Source organism: Pseudodesulfovibrio mercurii (assembly GCF_000189295.2).
Lineage (GTDB): Bacteria > Desulfobacterota > Desulfovibrionia > Desulfovibrionales > Desulfovibrionaceae > Pseudodesulfovibrio > Pseudodesulfovibrio mercurii.
In genome coordinates this window covers 2,804,574-2,820,589 of sequence record NC_016803.1, presented here as the reverse complement: position 1 = coordinate 2,820,589, position 16,016 = coordinate 2,804,574, and the positions used below count along the sequence as shown (strand labels likewise).

General features: G+C 67.9%; 13 protein-coding genes. 7 read left to right on the top strand and 6 right to left on the bottom strand.

Features of this window, described 5'->3' with window-relative positions; all coding sequences use genetic code 11:
* Positions 1-149 precede the first annotated feature (149 nt).
* Positions 150-1,259, bottom strand: a complete 1,110-nt coding sequence (locus DND132_RS12725) for an NADH:flavin oxidoreductase/NADH oxidase (RefSeq protein WP_014323158.1) — start codon at positions 1,257-1,259, stop codon at positions 150-152.
* A 151-nt stretch (positions 1,260-1,410) separates the two neighbouring features.
* Positions 1,411-3,591: a sensor histidine kinase gene (locus tag DND132_RS17765; protein WP_050813982.1), complete on the bottom strand. Its 2,181-nt coding sequence runs from the start codon at positions 3,589-3,591 to the stop codon at positions 1,411-1,413.
* Between the two features lie 143 nt (positions 3,592-3,734).
* On the opposite strand from DND132_RS17765, the gene DND132_RS12710 reads away from it, so the two are divergent.
* The 5 genes from DND132_RS12710 to DND132_RS12690 all read left to right on the top strand — a co-directional run bounded on the left by DND132_RS12710 (position 3,735) and on the right by DND132_RS12690 (position 8,584).
* Complete coding sequence (locus tag DND132_RS12710; protein ID WP_148266996.1) at positions 3,735-5,150, top strand: LuxR C-terminal-related transcriptional regulator; 1,416 nt, start codon at positions 3,735-3,737, stop codon at positions 5,148-5,150.
* Positions 5,151-5,279: 129 nt separating this feature from the next.
* Positions 5,280-6,230: a hypothetical protein gene (locus DND132_RS12705; RefSeq protein WP_014323155.1), complete on the top strand. Its 951-nt coding sequence runs from the start codon at positions 5,280-5,282 to the stop codon at positions 6,228-6,230.
* Entirely contained in the window at positions 6,214-7,140 is a 927-nt protein-coding gene (locus DND132_RS12700; protein ID WP_014323154.1) for a hypothetical protein, read from the top strand. The genes DND132_RS12705 and DND132_RS12700 overlap by 17 nt, the downstream gene beginning before the upstream one ends.
* A gap of 27 nt (positions 7,141-7,167) precedes the next feature.
* Positions 7,168-8,019 (top strand): hypothetical protein, encoded by an 852-nt coding sequence (locus tag DND132_RS12695; RefSeq protein WP_014323153.1) that lies wholly within the window; start codon positions 7,168-7,170, stop codon positions 8,017-8,019.
* 244 nt (positions 8,020-8,263) lie between these two features.
* Entirely contained in the window at positions 8,264-8,584 is a 321-nt protein-coding gene (locus DND132_RS12690) for a hypothetical protein (RefSeq protein ID WP_148266995.1), read from the top strand.
* Positions 8,585-8,640: 56 nt separating this feature from the next.
* Here DND132_RS12690 and DND132_RS12685 read toward each other — a convergent pair whose 3' ends face one another.
* The 3 genes from DND132_RS12685 to cooS all read right to left on the bottom strand — a co-directional run bounded on the left by DND132_RS12685 (position 8,641) and on the right by cooS (position 13,754).
* Positions 8,641-10,659 (bottom strand): methyl-accepting chemotaxis protein, encoded by a 2,019-nt coding sequence (locus tag DND132_RS12685; RefSeq protein WP_014323151.1) that lies wholly within the window; start codon positions 10,657-10,659, stop codon positions 8,641-8,643.
* Positions 10,660-10,769: 110 nt separating this feature from the next.
* Positions 10,770-11,579 carry an ATP-binding protein gene (locus DND132_RS12680; protein WP_014323150.1) on the bottom strand — a complete coding sequence of 270 codons (810 nt, stop codon included), beginning with the start codon at positions 11,577-11,579 and terminating at the stop codon, positions 10,770-10,772.
* Between the two features lie 297 nt (positions 11,580-11,876).
* Positions 11,877-13,754, bottom strand: a complete 1,878-nt coding sequence (gene cooS, locus DND132_RS12675) for an anaerobic carbon-monoxide dehydrogenase catalytic subunit (RefSeq protein ID WP_014323149.1) — start codon at positions 13,752-13,754, stop codon at positions 11,877-11,879.
* A 431-nt stretch (positions 13,755-14,185) separates the two neighbouring features.
* On the opposite strand from cooS, the gene DND132_RS12670 reads away from it, so the two are divergent.
* Positions 14,186-14,437 (top strand): glycosyl transferase, encoded by a 252-nt coding sequence (locus tag DND132_RS12670; RefSeq protein ID WP_014323148.1) that lies wholly within the window; start codon positions 14,186-14,188, stop codon positions 14,435-14,437.
* Here DND132_RS12670 and DND132_RS12665 read toward each other — a convergent pair whose 3' ends face one another.
* Positions 14,438-15,094 carry a Crp/Fnr family transcriptional regulator gene (locus DND132_RS12665; protein ID WP_014323147.1) on the bottom strand — a complete coding sequence of 219 codons (657 nt, stop codon included), beginning with the start codon at positions 15,092-15,094 and terminating at the stop codon, positions 14,438-14,440. It abuts the gene before it with no gap.
* A 130-nt stretch (positions 15,095-15,224) separates the two neighbouring features.
* Here DND132_RS12665 and DND132_RS12660 point away from each other — a divergent pair, with 130 nt between their 5' ends.
* Complete coding sequence (locus tag DND132_RS12660; protein WP_014323146.1) at positions 15,225-16,016, top strand: substrate-binding periplasmic protein; 792 nt, start codon at positions 15,225-15,227, stop codon at positions 16,014-16,016.

The window sequence follows — 16,016 nt, the reverse complement described above, 5'->3', positions numbered from 1 at the left end:
TTGTCCCGACAGTACCCGGACAAAATGTCTTCAGCTATTATTTTAACGCAACGGTAACATGCTATCCCCGCCCCGGCGGCCGCGACGCAAAAACGCCCCGGAGGCCGAGGCTTCCGGGGCGTTGTCCCGCGTGGTCGCGTGCGAACCGTCTACCGCTCGTCGCTGGCCCGGTAACGGTCCAGCCAGTGGGCATAGGACGGGGGGAGGGTCGTCCGGGCCGGGTTTTCGACGCCCAGGGCCCTGGCCAGCTCGTAGGGATAGTGGGGGTTGACCAGGTGCCGGTGGCCGAGCATGACCAGGTCCATCTGCTCGCGGGCCAGGACGTCGCGGACCAGCTCCGGGGTGTCGATGTTCCAGGCCGAGGACACCGGGATGCCCGCCTCGTTGCGGATGCGTTGGGCATAGGGCGCCAGCAGGGCCGGGCCCCAGGGTATGTTCGCGTCCGGGGTGGAAAAGCCCAGGCTGACGTCGAGCAGGTCCAGCCCCAGGGAGCGGAAGTCGCGGGTCAGGCTGACCGCGTCCGCCAGGGTCGCCTCGTCGCGGCCGTCGAATTCGATGACCCCCAGGCGCGCGGTCAGGGGCAGCCGCTCGGGCCAGACCTCGCGCACGGCGGCCACGGTCTCGCGCAGGAACCGGCCGCGCCCGGCCAGGTCGCCGCCGTACTCGTCGGTGCGCTTGTTGGCGTGCACGGACAGGAAGCTTTGTCCCAGGTAGCCGTGGGCGAAGTGCAGCTCCAGCCACTCGAACCCGGCACCCAGGGCGCGGCGCGCGGCCGCGACGAAGTCCGCCTGGACGCGCCGTATGTCCGCCGGAGTCATCGCCCTGGGCACGCGCGGCAGGTTGGCCCCGAAGGGAATGGCCGACGGAGAGATGGTCTCCCAGGCCTCGGGGTCGTCCTCGGCCATGTGGTCGTCGCCCTGCCACGGCACGTGGGCGCTCGCCTTGCGGCCCGCGTGGCCGATCTGGATGCCGGGCACGGCCCCGGACCGCCTGATGGACGCCGCGATCCCGGCCAGGGCCTCGGCCTGGGCGTCGTTCCACAGGCCCAGGCAGGCCGGGGTGATGCGCCCCTCGGGCGAGACCGCCGTGGCCTCGACGATGACCAGGCCCGCCCCGCCCCGGGCCAGGGACGGATAGTGGACCTCGTGCCACTGGTTGGGCATGCCGTCCACGGCCTGGTACTGGCACATGGGCGGCACCACGATGCGGTTTTTCAGGGTGATGTCCTTGAGCGTGAACGTGTCGAATGCATTGGCCATGATTGCCTCCACTCCTGGCAAGAGGGTTGTCGTCGCATGGTGGGGCGGGGTCCGAAAGCCGGGCCGCGAACGGTCCCGTCTTCCAGGATAAGCACGCGGCCGGGTTCTGTCACGGCCCGTGCGGAAAAACCGCGCGGCGGCGGGCGGGGGATCAGGCCTCGGGCAGGAGGATGGAGATGGTCGTCTTGTCGGCCTCGTCCGAGGTGTCGAGGTGCAGGCCGTAGCCCATGACGTCGGCCATGAGCTTGGAGGAGTAGGTGCCCAGGCCGGTGCCGTGCTTCTTGCCCCAGGTCTTGTACTTCTCGAAGAACCGGCCCCGGATCGCCGCCGGGACGGCCCCCCGGTTGCGGATGCGGATGACCCGGCAGGGGACCCCCTCCAGGCGCACGGACACGGTCCCGCCGTCGGGCGAGGCGTCCACGGCGTTGGCGATGAGGTTGGAGAGCATGTGGTAGAGCAGGTCCTTGTCCGAACGGATGCGGCACTCCGGCCCGTCCTCGGCCCGCTCCGTGGACATGTCCAGGGTCACGCCCCTGGCCCGGGCGAGCCCGGCGTGGTCGTTGAGCACCGTGCGCATCACCTTGGCCACGTCCACCTCGGCCGGGACGTATTCGTAGACCCCGGTCTCCATCTTGAACAGATCCAGGGAGTGATCGACCATGCGCAGGATGCGGTATCCCGTGCTCTCGACGAGCCGGACCAGCATCTCCTGTTGCTCGGTCAGGTTGCCGCCCTCCAGGAGCAGCTGTGGGATGCCGATGATCCCGTTGAGCGGGCTCTTGAGGTCGTGACGCATGATCTGCTCCACGTCCTCCTTGAGTTTTTCCAGGTCCTTGCGGTCGGTGATGTCCTCGAAGGTGGCCACGTGGTTGACCAGCGCGCCCCGCCGGTCGGTCACGGGCGCGACGGTGACGTGCTCCCACAGCCGGTCCCCCCTGCCGGTGCGCCGGGACACGTCCCCCTGCCAGACCCGCCCCTGGCCGAGGGCCTCGCGGGCCTCGCGCACGGCGGGGCCGTCCGGGTCGTCGCCCAGGAACAGACCGATGTCGCGGCCCAGGGCGTCCACCCCGATGATCCCCCGGCCCTGGTAGAAGGCCGTGTTGGCGTACTCGACGGCCCCCCCGGCGGAGGTCACGACGATACCGATGGGGCTACTCTCCACGGCCCGCTGGAGCTGTCTGAGCTCAAGCTCGTGCCGCTTGCGCGCGGTCACGTCCCGGTCCACGCCCCGGTAGCCCCCGGTCCGGCCGTCCGGGGCCGGAATGGGCACGCCGCGCGTCTCCATGACCACCTCCCGCCCCCGGCCGTCCAGGAAGACGCTCTCGCGCAGAAGCGGGGCCGCGCTCTCGGCGGCCCGGCGGAAGGCCTCGCCCGCGCCGGCGGCCTGGTCCTCGGGCATGAAGTCGAAGGGCCGCCTGCCGAGCATGTCCTCCGGCGCGTAGCCGAGGATGGCCCGGGCCCGCGGGCTGACGTAGGTGTAGCGCAGCTCCTCGTCCACCTCCCAGATGAGGTCCCGCGAGCTCTCCACCAGCCCCCGGAACTTGGTCTCGGAATCCTGCAGGGCCCGGAACAGGACCGCGTGGGGCGCGGTGATGCCCGTGGCCACCAGGGCACGGTAGATGAAATAGAAGGAGAAGAGCTTGAAGTAGTGGCCCACCAGGTTCGAGAAACCGTAGTTGCTGATGTACACGGTGAAGGCCAGCTCCGAGAGGATGGTGCACCCCAGGGACCAGACCAGCCAGCGGAAGACCACCGGGTCGAACCGGTCGCGCGTGCGGAAGAGCAGCCAGCCCGCCGCCGCGAGGATCAGGCAGATGACGTATTCGCTGATCTTCTTGAACGGGGTCAGGCCGACCCCGTCCACAAAGCAGACCGGGAAGACCTTCCACCAGAAGATTGCGGCCACGATCACGGCCGTGAACGCGAAATAGGCCGAGAACACCCGGACCGCGTTCACGGTCCGGCTCTCCCTCAGGAACCAGAACGCGGCCAGCAGGGAGAGGCTCTCCATGTAGCGCGTGGCGATCCACACCTGGTTGGCGTAGTAGTCGTAGTCCGTGAAGATGCCCATGCCCTTGTAGGACAGGGTGTGCAGGAGGTCGAGGAAGGCCACGAACAGGTAGGCGATGGCCAGGAAGAGCAGGTAGTTGCTCTTGATCACCTGGCGCGAGTTCCAGCCGATGGTGAAGATGCCGAAGGCCACCACGATGGAGAACATCTCGACCATGGTGTGGAAGAGCAGGTAGTTCTTCAGGCTGGCCAGATAGAGCCCGACCAGGACGACGGTGGCCATGGTCAGTTTGAAGAAGATGGATGTGGACGTCGTGCGCACGCGGCTCCCGTGGTCTCCCTGGCCGCCGCTCGGCGCGGTCGGTCTTTTTATTCCCATCGGTTGTACCCAATTGCCGCGTCCGAGACAATGATAACCGGATGGCGATTGCGCGACGTGCGGGGGTTTGGCTGCGGGCGCTTAGTGTGCTACAGGGGCTCATGGCCTGCTGCCGGAACAAACTGGACGCCAACGGTCTGACGGCCGTGCTCGCCTTCGGGCTGCTCGTGGGCTGGGTGGTCTCCCTGCTCTACGAGGGGCCGCTGCTCTATTCCCTGGCCCTGGGCAAGGGCGTGGACGGCGGGGTCATCGACGCGGCCAACCTGCTCCTGCTCGCCGTGGGGCTCCTGGCGGCCATCCCCGTGGCCGTGGCCTCGCCCGAGGCGTGCCGCAGGCTCCTTTTGGGCGCGGCGGCCGCCTGCTTCGCCGGGACCCTGCTGCTGCCGGTCCTGCCCGGCCCGTACCTGTACGGGCTCTTCCCCCTGCTCTCCCTGCTGGCCGGGGCGTCCATGGCGGCCTGGGGCCACCTGCTCAAGAGCGCGGTGCCCAGGCCGGGCCGGCCCCTCATCGCGCCCCTGGCCATGACCCTGGCCTGCCTGGTCCTGACCCCGGCCCACGCCCTGACCGCCCTGGTCGCCCCGCACTGGGGGTTCGCCCTGGCGATCTCGGCCCTGGCCGGATACTGCCTGCTCCTTTCCCGCCTGCGCGTGCCCGCACGCACGGCCTGCCCGCCCGAGCTGGACGCGCCGGGCTACGTCCTGCGCCACTTCCTGGTCCTGTACCTGTCCATCTTCCTGATCACCATGAACGCGGGCTTCATGTTCCAGGCGGTCTACCCCCTGTTCGCCCGGCACCTGGTCCTGTCCAGCCTGTACACCAACGCGCCCTACGTGGCCGCGGTCCTGGTCTGCGCCGCCTTCCCCGGCTTCAAGCGCCTCCAGACCCTGTACGCCGGGCTGGCCCTGTGGGGCCTGTCCCTCATCCTGCTGACCAACCTGGACCAGTCCGTGCCCTCCTTCCTGGCGGTCATCACCGGCATGCTCTTCGCGGCCGGACTGTTCGACTACTTCTGGTGGTCCATCTTCACCACGGACCTCGACTCGGTGAAGAACCCGGCCACCCTGGTGGGGTCCATCCTGGCGGCCACCATCCTCGGCTCCCTGACCGGCGGCCAGCTGACCAACCTGCTGGCCTCGGGCGGCATGCTCCCCTTCGACATGGCCCAGTGGGGGCTCATCGCCATCCTGGCGAACATGGTCCTCATCGGCGCGGTCAACAGGCGGCTGGCCCCCATCCTGGTCAACCAGCAATTCCTGGAGGAGGACCAGGGACCCTCGGCCGAGGAGCTGCGGCTGGGCATGATCCGCGAGAAGCTCTCCCCCCGCGAGATGGACGTCTTCCTGCTCCTGCGCGACGGCTGCGCCAACAAGGACATCTGCGACAGCCTGCACATCTCCATCAACACGGTGAAGACCCACAACCGCAGGATCTTCGCCAAGCTCGGCCTACGCGACCGGGCCGAGCTCCAGCAGCAGTTCCCGCCCACCCGGCTGCCCAATTGACCCCCGACAGCCAAAATATCCAGTAATCATCGTCAAATCACCCCAATTTCACCCTTGTTCCGCTCCGCCCCCTGTGGTTAGTTTCAGGGTGCGGCGGAGTGCCGCGCACACCATCAAGGGAGGTTTTCGATGAAAGACGACGGCTTGAACGGACACCTGCGGCAATGGGCCCCGGTCCTGGCCCTGTCGCTCCTGCTCCTGCTCCCGGCCCGGACCGCTTCCGGCTACGGCGGCGGGGGCGACGTCAAGGGTCTGACGGGCGGCGGCGCCAGCGAATCCTCGACTCCGCCCACGGGCTACACCCCGGCGTCCTTCGAGGGCGCCCTGACCGAGGGCACGCTCTCGGGGGTGACCATCTCCAGCGACTGGGCCGAGGTGGATGCGGAGCAGGCGGCGGCCGAACAGGAGGCCCTGGAGGAACAGGCCGCCCACGAACAGTTCATGGACCTGTACGACGAGGAGGGCATGGAGATCATGCGCCAGGAGGAGGCCGCCGCCTCCCAGACCATGACCGAACAGGAGATCGCCGCCGAGCGGGAGGCCCAGGACATACGCCAGCAGCACATCCTGGAGCAGCTGGCGGACCGCTCTCCCCAAAACATCGCGGCCTTCGTCCACGAATTCCCGACCATGGAGCTCCAGGAGCAATACATCGACATCCGGACCCAAATCCATCACCTGGACGACTTCCAGAGCCTGATCCCCGAGGAGGAATACCAGGAGATGCGCGACGAGCTCGTCGGCCAGATCCAGACGATCCGCCAGGAGGTGGCCCAGCAGCGCGGCGAGGAGGTCATGGGGCAGTTCACCCAGGACGTGGCGGTGAACGTGGGCACCATGGGCCTGGCGACCTACGGCACGCCCGGGGTCATCGCCGGGCACATCGCCAGCGTGGGATACAACTACGTCACCGGCGGCACGCGGGGCGTGGCCACAGGCGTGGGGGGCACGGTGGTCGGGTCCATGATACCCGGCGAACTCGGCCCCGTGGCCGGGGCCCTGATCCAGGGCGGCGTGGATGCGGCCTACGAGGAAGTCAAGGACGCCATGCAGGAGGACGACAGTGAAAGAAAGGAATAGCGGCGCTCTGCGTCACAACGCGGCAAGTCTCCTTCCGGCCGGAGCGCTCCTGCTGCTCTGTCTGGTCCTTCTCCCGGCCGTCCCGGCCTCGGCCGACGGCGCGGGCGACGAGCAGCTCGTCAGGACCGTGCTCATCTCCGAGGCCCTGGGCAAGAGCTTCTCGGGCGAGGAATACCGGTTCACCAACGCCTCGGTGCGTTTCGCCGGCCCGATCAAGCCCAGCGGGTTCCTGACCGCCAACAAGGCCCGCATGACCGGGGCGGCCGTCCGGACCGACGACGGCTCGCGCATGACCGGGTCCCTGTCCTACGCCGATCCGCTGGGCCGCAAGGCCGTCTACCTCTATACCATCGACTACGAGGACCTGGGCAACCACAACTACCGGGTGCGCAAGGTCGGCATCAAGACCTGCGAACCCGTCAGGCCCGTCCCGGAAGGGTACTTCGTCCCGGCGGACGGGATCACCCTGAAGAAGATGAAGGCCATGCCCACGGCCGACCTCCTGGCCTACGCCCGGGAGCACGGCGAACCCGTGGCCCGGGGCGCGCAGCCCTCGCCCGCCGGGGACTATCACGTCCTGGTCTTCTGCATGCACCGGCTCCGGGGCAACCCGGCCTGGACCGTGACCCACAACGGGCAAATGGGCCAATCCTGGTCGCGCGGCGACTGGCACGTGGCCGCCATCGACGCGACCCTGGCCCTGAACGCCGCGCCGGACGAGGTCTTCGCCGTCTACTACGGACCGGGCGAACGGTCGCCCTTCCACGGCAAGATATATCCCATCGGCGGCATCGTCAGCCGCCACGTCCCGTCTCCGGGCGGGCCCGTGGCCGAAGTCGAGGGAACCGAGCGGACGGCCAACCTGCTCCGGGAATACAGGGCCAGGACCCTGGCCAACATGACCCCGTAGGGTGTCGGGAACAAGGGAGAAAAGCACATGAACAAGATTCTGAGACTGCTGACCGTGATCGCCGTCGCCCTGCTGCTGGGCGGCTGCGTCTCCTCAATGCCCCGTTCCGGACTCTCCATGGAGCCCATGGCGCCGACCTACGCGGCCATGCCCGAAACCGACGCGGCCATCGCCACGGCCGTGGCCGTGCAGGGCGCCACTCCGGCGCTGGGCGCCTACGGCCAGGTGCGCTTCGACCCAGGGGCCGCCGGGCTGTCCGAACCGGACCTCGGCCTCCAGGGCTTCGAGTTCACCGAAGCCAAACTCTACGCGGCTAGACCCCCGCGAGGCGGCGCGCCCGGCCTGTCCATGGGCGAGGTCGAGCTGACCGATCCCCTGGGCCGCCGGACTGGCTATCTCTACCGGGCCGAATACGCGCCGGACGGGGCGGCCCTCCGGCTGACCTCCCTGCGCATGGAGCCGATCTACTGCGCCGATCCGCGCGTGGACGTCACCGTGCTCCGGGCCGGGGACCTGCCCAAGGGACCCATGACCTATGCGCAGCTGGTCCGCGTCCTGTCCCGGAAGGGGCTGACCCTGTCCCAGCTGACCGAGGCCGGACCGGGGGACTACGCCATCGTCGCCCTGGGCCGCGACCGGGTCGGTCCCGGCGCGGAGCTGACCATCGCGGTCTCGGCCAAGGCCACGGGTTCGGGCGGCCACAGCGTCGGGTCCGGGTCCTCCCTCCTGGAGGGACGCTGGCCCGTGGCCGTGCTGGTCGGCAACCTGGCCCCCAACGGCAGCAGAAAGCTCTACGCCAAGGTCTCCTTCAAGGCCGAACCGGGCCGTGCCAAGCCCCGCACCATCGGGGTCTACCAGATCGCGGCCTTCGGTAACTAGACACGCCCCCCCGGCGAAGGGGGGCCATCCCCCTTCCCCTCCGGGCGGAGGGACCCCGAACACTCCCGGGGCCCTCCGCCCTTTTTCGCGGCGAAGCGGTCGATTCACGCCTGTTTCCCCCTGTCACCTTCCACTCTCCCGAGCCGTGATGAACAGTGAGGCAATGCGTGTCCCAAGCGACAGGAGATGGATGGAGATGACCCTCGGCAGCACGCCTCGGGGATGGACGGGGATCGGTCCCGGTTTGGCGTTGTTCATCGCGGTCCTGTTTTCCGCCGCGCCGGGCCTGTCCTGCGACGGAGGCGGCGACGCGGGCGGCCATTCGGACAGCGGGTCCAGGACCTCCCCCATGGACGCGCAGATCATCGGCCATTTCTTCGCGGTGCCCATCCGCATGGTCCCGGTGGAGCAGCCGGGCAGGCCGCCCCGCGACATCCCGGTCATGTCCGCCATGTCCGGGAAGACCCGGCGGGCCTTCGACGTCTTCGCCGACCGCTGCCGCCTGCCCGGGGGGTTGTGGACCATCGAGATGCAGCGGTTGTTCTTCCGGGGGACCGGCAGATAGCCCGGTCCGGCCCGGAGGGACCGCGCGGTCCCTCCGGGTTCCCCGGCGGGGCGGGCCTACAGCCTGTCGAACTCTCCGCCCGGCTCCATGTTCAGGTCCACGCCGCCGGCCACGGACCGGCCCTGTCCGGGGCCAGCGGCCGGGAGGGAGCCGCGCGCGGCGCGGCGCACGGACACCGTGGTCCTGCCGCCGCCGGACGCGACCTTGAAGAAGGTCATGGCGTCGGCCAGCATCTGGGCCTGGGCCGACAGCTCCTCGGCCGTGGAGGCCATCTCCTCGGAGGCCGAGGCATTGCCCTGGACCACATCGTCCAGCTGGGTGATGGCCGCGCCGATCTCGGTCACGCCCTTGTCCTGTTCCAGGGAGCTGGCGGCGATCTCCCGGACCAGTTCGGCCGTGCGCCCGATCTGCGGGACCAGTTCGTCGAGCATGCGCCCCGCCCGGTCGGCCACGCCCATGGAGGCCGTGGACAGGCCGCCGATCTCCTCGGCCGCCTTGCCGCTGCGCTCGGCCAGCTTGCGCACCTCGGCGGCCACCACAGCGAACCCCTTGCCGTGTTCCCCGGCGCGGGCCGCCTCGATGGCCGCGTTGAGCGCCAGCAGGTTGGTCTGCCGGGCGATCTCCTGGATGATGGTGATCCGCTCGGCGATGGATTTGAGCGCGTCCAGGGCCTCTTCCACGGCCACCCCGCTCTCGCGGGCCCCCTCGGCGGCCTTGGAGGCGATGGTCTCGGTCTCCTGGGCCGAGCGGGCATTGGCCCGCACCCCGGCGCTCATCTCCTCCATGGACGCGGAAATCTGCTCGATGGACGAGGACTGCTCCACCACGGACTGGGACAGGGACTGGGCCGAGGCCGACAGCTCCTCGCTGCCCGACGACACGCTGTCCGTGGCCGAGTTGACGTCGGCCACCACCCGGTTCAGCTGGTCCGCCATGCCGCTCAGGGCATCGGCCAGCTGGCCCACCTCGTCCTTCTGGTCCAGGTCCACCGTGGCGGTCAGGTCGCCGGTGGACACGGTCTTCGCGAAGTCCATGCCCTTGCGCAGCGGGACCACGATGCCCCTGGCGATGATCCAGGCCAGGAGCACGCCCACCAGGACGGACACGAGGCCGAAGACCATCACGCCCATGCGGGTGGAGGCCGCCTTGGTCAGCATCTCCTGGTCGGTCATGATGTTCGCGGCGATGAGGTCCATGCTCTTGTTGAGCAGTTCCTGGACCTTATTCAGGGCCGGAACCGTGGTCCCGGTATAGACTGCCTTGGCCGCCTCGTAGCCCTCGATCCGGGCGTCGTTCAGGCCGAGCACCCCGTCGATGGCCGCCAGGGTCTCCTCGCCCAGCGGCCCGGTGATGTCCCGGTACCACTCACGGGCGCCGGCCCGGTTGTCCGAGGCCAGCTCCTTGTCGATCTCGGCGGCGGACTCGTGCAGGGAGCGGTGCGGCTCGAAAATCTTCTGGACCAGCGCCCCGAAGGCCGGGTCCTCCTTCATGCGCCGGACCGTGTCGTCGGAATACAGCCACTTGCCGAAGGCGCACTGGTGCGGGTCGGTCTGCACCCCCGTGCCCGTGGCCTGCGGATCGATGAGCGCGTCCTTGACCCGGCCCATCCAGCGCAGGTGGTCGAGCTTCTTGTCCCGCAGGAACGCCCCGAGCTCCACGTCCGCCGGGGCGTACAGCTTGGCGATCTCCACCGCGGATTCGTGCAGTTTGTTGTGGAACCCCTCGATCTCTGCCATGAGCGGCTTCAGCCCCGGCACCAGCTTTTCCGCCTCGGTCCGGGCGTCGCTGTAGAACCACTTGCCGAAGGCGCACTGGTGCGGGTCGGTCTGCACGTGCAGCTCGTGCACGTGGGAATCGGCCAGCAGCTCGTTGACCTTCTCCGACCACTTCAGGTGGTCCACCACCTTTTGCGTGAAATTGCCGCGCAGCTTGTTGCCGGTTATCACCTCGCGCGCGTTGTCCACGATGCCGCTGATGCCGAACAGCGACCAGCCGCCCAGCACCAGCAGCAACAGCAGCACCGAGCCGAAGCCGAAGCCGAATTTGTAGCAGAGTTTACAATCCTTCCATCCCATCGGACACCTCCCGAACACAGGTCATTACATGCCATTCCTCTACCCATGAGCCCGAAAATGTGCCGTGGGGCGAATATATGCAATTATAAATATCAGGGAAGACGCCGGGATTACAGTATGGCTTGCTCGTTACTCCTGTTCACGCGGCCGGCAAGCCGGTCCAGCAGGGTGCGCACCAGCCCGTCCAGGAGTCCGCTCTCGGGCAGCCCGAGCACGGATGCGTCCGTCATCTGGCGTCCGGCCAGCCCCTCGAAAGGCGGCACGGACAGCCGCCATTCGGGCAGGCCGTCCAGCCGGGGCGGCTCCCCGCCCGCGTGCCGGTTCAGGACCAGCACCTGGTTCTCCAGCCCCAGGTCCGCGGCCATGCGCCCGACCTCGGCCCCGGTCATGAGCGAACGCATGCTCGGCTCCGAGACCACCACCAGCCCGTCCACGTGGGCCGCGGTGCCGCGCCCCAGATGCTCCACGCCCGCCTCCAGGTCCACCAGGACCCACTCGTCGCGGTCCATGACGATATGCGCCAGCAGCGCCTTCAACAACGCGTTGGCGTCGCAGGCGCACCCGCCGCCCGCATTGGTCACCGCGCCCATGACGATCAGCCGCTTGCGTCCGGCCGTCACGCCCGGCAACGGCTCGCCGCCCAGGGGCACGTCCACGGCCAGCTCCTCGGGCAGGTCGCCCACCTCGGGATTGAGATTCAGAAAACCGCCCTCGTGGATGCGCTCGCGCACCAGGTCCCCGCGCCGGACCAGCGGCTCGGGCAGCGCGTCCGCGCCCAGCCCCGAGGCCTGGCCCAGCGACAACGCCGTGTCCGCATCCACCAGCCAGACGTTCCTGCCGCTACGGGCCAGCCAGTCCGCCACCCACGCACACAACGAGGTCTTGCCCACCCCACCCTTGCCCGCAAACGCTATTTTCATGAGATGCCTCCGGCGGCCGGGGGAAGGGGAGAGGGAAACTTTTGGAAAAGTTTCCCTCTCCCCTTCCCCCGGACCCCCATCCCCCCTCCTTTCCAAACTTTTTGTGTCGCTTCGCGAGGGGTGTACTGAAGCGGCAAAGTATCCTGACGTACCGACAAAGATAGACACGTTCGGAAACCCCGGCGCTCCCCTCCTTCAACCCGCCGCACACGCCGAAGGCGCGACACAAAGTTTTGAAGGGGAGTCCGGAGGGAAAACTTTTTCAAAAGTTTCCCCTCTGGCCGCCGGAGGCATTCCCTACTCGCCCAGGCCCAGGGCCTTGCGCTTGGTCTTGATGCGTTCGTCGAACATGTCGGCGGCCTTGACCATGTCGCCTTCGATGAAGAAGGTCGCGCCGACCAGGTCTTCGAGCCCGGACACGGCCAGGTTGGTGACCGTTTCCGAACCGAGGATGTTCGGCGGGTGGCCCAGGTGGGTGTAGATGCCCGAGGCCACGGCGTAGAGGCCGATGGCGGCGGCCTTTTCCGAGTACCATTCGGGCGAGGACGCGCCCACGGGCAGGTCCGAGATGTCCACGTTCAGGGCGTTGGCCAGGGCCGCGCAGAGCTGGAGGATGCGGGCGTTGTCCACGCAGGAGCCGTAGTGCAGGACCGGCGGGATGCCCAGCGCGCCGCAGACCTTTTTCAGGCCCGGCCCCGCCTTTTCGATGGCGTCGGGCACGAGCAGCCCGGCCTTGCCCGCGGCCGTGGTCACGCAGCCCGTGACGAGCACCAGGATGTCCTTCTTGATCAGCTCTTCGGCGAGCTTCACGTTCATGGAGTCCTGCTTGATCTTGGGGTTGTTGCAGCCCACGATGCCGACCGCGCCCCGGATGTCGCCCGAGGCGATGGCCTGGACCAGCGGGTCGAGGGAGCCGCCGAGGGCGGCCGTGACCGCCTCGTTGGAGAAGCCGGTCATGATCTCGACGGGCTCGCCGGGGATGTCCACCCGGCCCGGATCGCGCCGGGCGAAGGCCTCGACCGCGATGGACACGATCTCGCGGGCCTGCTTCATGGCCGTCCGGGGCTGGAAGTCGAAGTGGATCGCGCCGGTGAAGCGCGCCTTGTTGGCGGTGTCGATGAACTTGGTGTGGTAGCAGCCGGAGATCTGGACCAGCGAGGGCATGATGCACTGGTAGTCCACCACGATGGCCTCGACCGCGCCGGTGATGATGGCCAGTTCGGTCATCAGGTGGTTGCCCGCCATGGGGATGCCCTGACGCATGAGCAGTTCGTTGCCGGTGCAGCACAGTCCGGCCACGTTGATGCCGGTTGCGCCGAGCTCCCTGGCCCTGGCCAGCAGTTCGGGTTCGCGGGCGGCGGCCAGGATCATCTCGGAGACCACGGGGTTGTGCCCGTGGACCAGGAGGTTGACCTTGTCGGCCTTGATGACGCCCAGGTTGGCCGTGGACATCTTGGGCGTGGGCACGCCGAAGATGACGTCGGACAGTTCGGTGCCGATCATGGAGCCGCCCCAGCCGTCGGCCAGGGCCGTGCGGGCCGCGTGGATCAGGGTGTTGGGCGCGTCGTTGTCACAGCCCATGTGGGTGCGGTGCATCATCTCGGCGATCTCGCGGTCCACGCCGCGCGGGGTCATCTTGAGCCCGGCCCACTTGTCCTTGCGCACCTGCGGCACTCGGGCCAGGAAGGAGACCTCCTTCCTGCGCGAGCCGAAGTCCGCGAAAAAGCACTCCATGACGTCGCGGGCCACGTCCATGACCGGGCGGCCGTCGGTCTCGATGCCGATCTCAGCGGCGATGGCACGCAGCTTGTTCTCGTCGGTGATCCGGTAATCCTTGGTCTCGCCCTCGACGATGGCCTCCAGGACCTCGATCAGGTCTCGGCCGTGGTCGGAGTGTCCGGCCGCGCCGCCGGTCACGAACCGGCCGAAGTTGCGGGCCACGATGACGTCGGCGTCGGCCCCGCATACGCCCAGCGGGTTCTTCTCGCTGACCCGGCACGGGCCCATGGTGCAGTTGCGGCAGGTGGTCCCCAGTTCGCAGAATTTGCAGTGCGGGGTCTGCCGGTCCAGCCGGTCGTGCACGGTCTGGATGCCTTCGGCGCGGGCCTTCCTGAGCATGGCCTTCGCGTCGTCCCAAATGGTCAGTTCCTCGACAGGTCTCGGTTCCTTGGCCACGATGTACCTCCTATCCCTTTTCGCCGGGTCCGATCGAAGCAACCCCCCGGCCGTACGTTTGGTGGTGACGATAGTGGCCTTCAGCCTACCGGACCGGGACGATCCCGTATGTCGGCTGGCCGACAAAACGGGCAAAAAAATCGGGTTTGCCGAAAAAAACCAACGAATATTGGGGTTCCGAATGTGATTTTTTGTAAAATTGACGGAAATTGGCTCAGTTTCAGCCCTGGAAGCGTGAATACATGACAAATCGTTCACCCAAGGAGGGGAACCTCAAGGCTCATGCCGCCGACCGGGAGGGACAATCCGGGAAAAAATGCCGACTTCCATGGTGACACATTGTTCCAAGTGTCATAGGCTGGGCGTAATTCCATCGGCAGAGACACCAGCGAACGAATATCGGCATTGCACATCGAACCGGAGAGAGAGACATGGCGAAATACAATGACCTCAAGGCGGCTCTGAAGTACATTCGCGAAGGATACGGCGAAGGCAAGGAACCCTTCCGTTTCACCGCGTCCCAGCTGGCCGAGGCCCTCGGCCTCTCGGAGAAGAAGACCCGGGAAGTCCTCGGCAGGGTCAACGTCTACGCCCGGTTCTGGAAGGGCCGGTTCCCCGCGAGCGGCCACAACTTCATCGTCAGCTCCCAGGTGTTCGACCGGATCAGAACCAGCTTCGAATAATCAGTCGGCGCTCCCGGCCGCCCGCTCCAGGGCGTCGAGGTCGGGGATGAAATAGACGCCGCGTCCGCGCTTGAACATCAGGCCCGCGCGCTCCATGTCGTTGAGCAGGGTGGACACGGTCTGGCGGGTGGCTCCCATGAGTTGGGACAGCTGCTCGATGGTCAGGTTCAGTTCGACCAGCCGCCCGCCGTTCTCGGGGGTGCCCGAGGTGCGCGCCTCGTGCAGGATGTAGTCCATGAGCCGGTTGTAGATGTCCTTGAAGGCCAGCCCGCCGATGATGGAGAACGAGTTGCGCAGGATGTGGCCGAGGACGCGGACCATGGTCCGGGTGAACAGCGGGATCTCGGTCAGGCACCGCTTGACCGAGCGCACGTCCGTGAGCAGCAGTTCGGCGTCCTCCAGGGCCTGGATGTAGCACCCCGAGTGGGTGGAATAGGGGTCGCCGGGATTGAGGATGGCCAGGGTGAATTCCTTGTCCTCGTAAGCCAGGTAGACCCGCACCCTGCCCTTGCCCACCACGAAGACAAGGTCCTCGGGTCCGTCGGGCCGGAACACGACCTCGCCCTTGTTCACGGACCGCTTGCGAAAGACCGCCCGCAGATCGGCCAGCTCGGGCCGCGCCAATTCGTCGAGCAGATTGACCCCGGTGAATTTCATGCCTTCCCCCTTTGGTCCCGCAACCTAGCATGGCCACCGTTCGGACGTCCAATGGCCACGGCCGGTGCTTCAATCCGACACCGGGCAAGACAGGTGACTTGATTCCGGGGGAATGATAGCATCCCCGATCATGGCACTCCTGCGAACACTCTCCGGCGGTCTGGTCGCCCTGCTCCTGGCCGCGCACATGGCCCTGGCCGCGACCGACGCGCCCATCGCCCCCGAGGACGACTGGTCGCCCGTGCCCGCCTGCGTGTTCGGCATGCCCGAGTCCGGGGACGCGGTGCGCAACGACAACACCGGGTTCGTCACCGAGGTGCTCCGGGCCGCCCTGGCCTCGGCCGGGTACGACCTGATCCACAGGGACATCCCCTACCGCCGCGCCCGCGACGAGCTGGCCGAGGGGCGCATCCAGTGCACCCTGACCGCCAAGGGCGCGTCGGACGCGGAGGGCCAGGCCCGATCGGTCATCGCCGCCTGCGACCTGACCGTGGCCTACGTCCTGGCCAGGGGCTTTTCCGGGCTCCACGACCTGGCGGGCCAGAAGGTCGCCCACCTTTACGGCTACGACTTCCAGCAGATTCTGCCGGTCAAGATCCGGCCCCAGCCCACCTACGACCGGACCTCGGCCATCCACATGCTCGACCGGGGGCACGTCCGCTACGTCGTCGGCGAGGAGACCCTGCTCAAGGACGCCGTGCGCAAGACCGGCCTGCCCCTGACCGAATTCGGCTTCGCCCGGTTCATGAGCATGGATTTGGTCCCGGTCTTCGCGCCCACGGCCGAGGGGTTCCGCCTGCGGGACATCTTCGACCGGCGCATGCGCGAGATGGCCCGGTCCGGCGAGCTGGCGGCCATCTACCACCGCAACGGCCTGCCCGAGGAGCGCATCCGGCACATCCTCTCCCTGGACCGGAACTGA

What these genes read in the sequence shown, in the direction of transcription:
- DND132_RS12670 (WP_014323148.1), top strand. Translation starts at nt 14,186, where the DNA reads ATGGCGAAATACAATGACCTCAAGGCGGCTCTGAAGTACATTCGCGAA.
- DND132_RS12680 (WP_014323150.1), bottom strand. Translation starts at nt 11,579, where the DNA reads ATGAAAATAGCGTTTGCGGGCAAGGGTGGGGTGGGCAAGACCTCGTTG.
- DND132_RS12725 (WP_014323158.1), bottom strand. Translation starts at nt 1,259, where the DNA reads ATGGCCAATGCATTCGACACGTTCACGCTCAAGGACATCACCCTGAAA.
- DND132_RS12695 (WP_014323153.1), top strand. Translation starts at nt 7,168, where the DNA reads ATGAACAAGATTCTGAGACTGCTGACCGTGATCGCCGTCGCCCTGCTG.
- DND132_RS12705 (WP_014323155.1), top strand. Translation starts at nt 5,280, where the DNA reads ATGAAAGACGACGGCTTGAACGGACACCTGCGGCAATGGGCCCCGGTC.
- DND132_RS12685 (WP_014323151.1), bottom strand. Translation starts at nt 10,659, where the DNA reads ATGGGATGGAAGGATTGTAAACTCTGCTACAAATTCGGCTTCGGCTTC.
- DND132_RS12665 (WP_014323147.1), bottom strand. Translation starts at nt 15,094, where the DNA reads ATGAAATTCACCGGGGTCAATCTGCTCGACGAATTGGCGCGGCCCGAG.
- DND132_RS12660 (WP_014323146.1), top strand. Translation starts at nt 15,225, where the DNA reads ATGGCACTCCTGCGAACACTCTCCGGCGGTCTGGTCGCCCTGCTCCTG.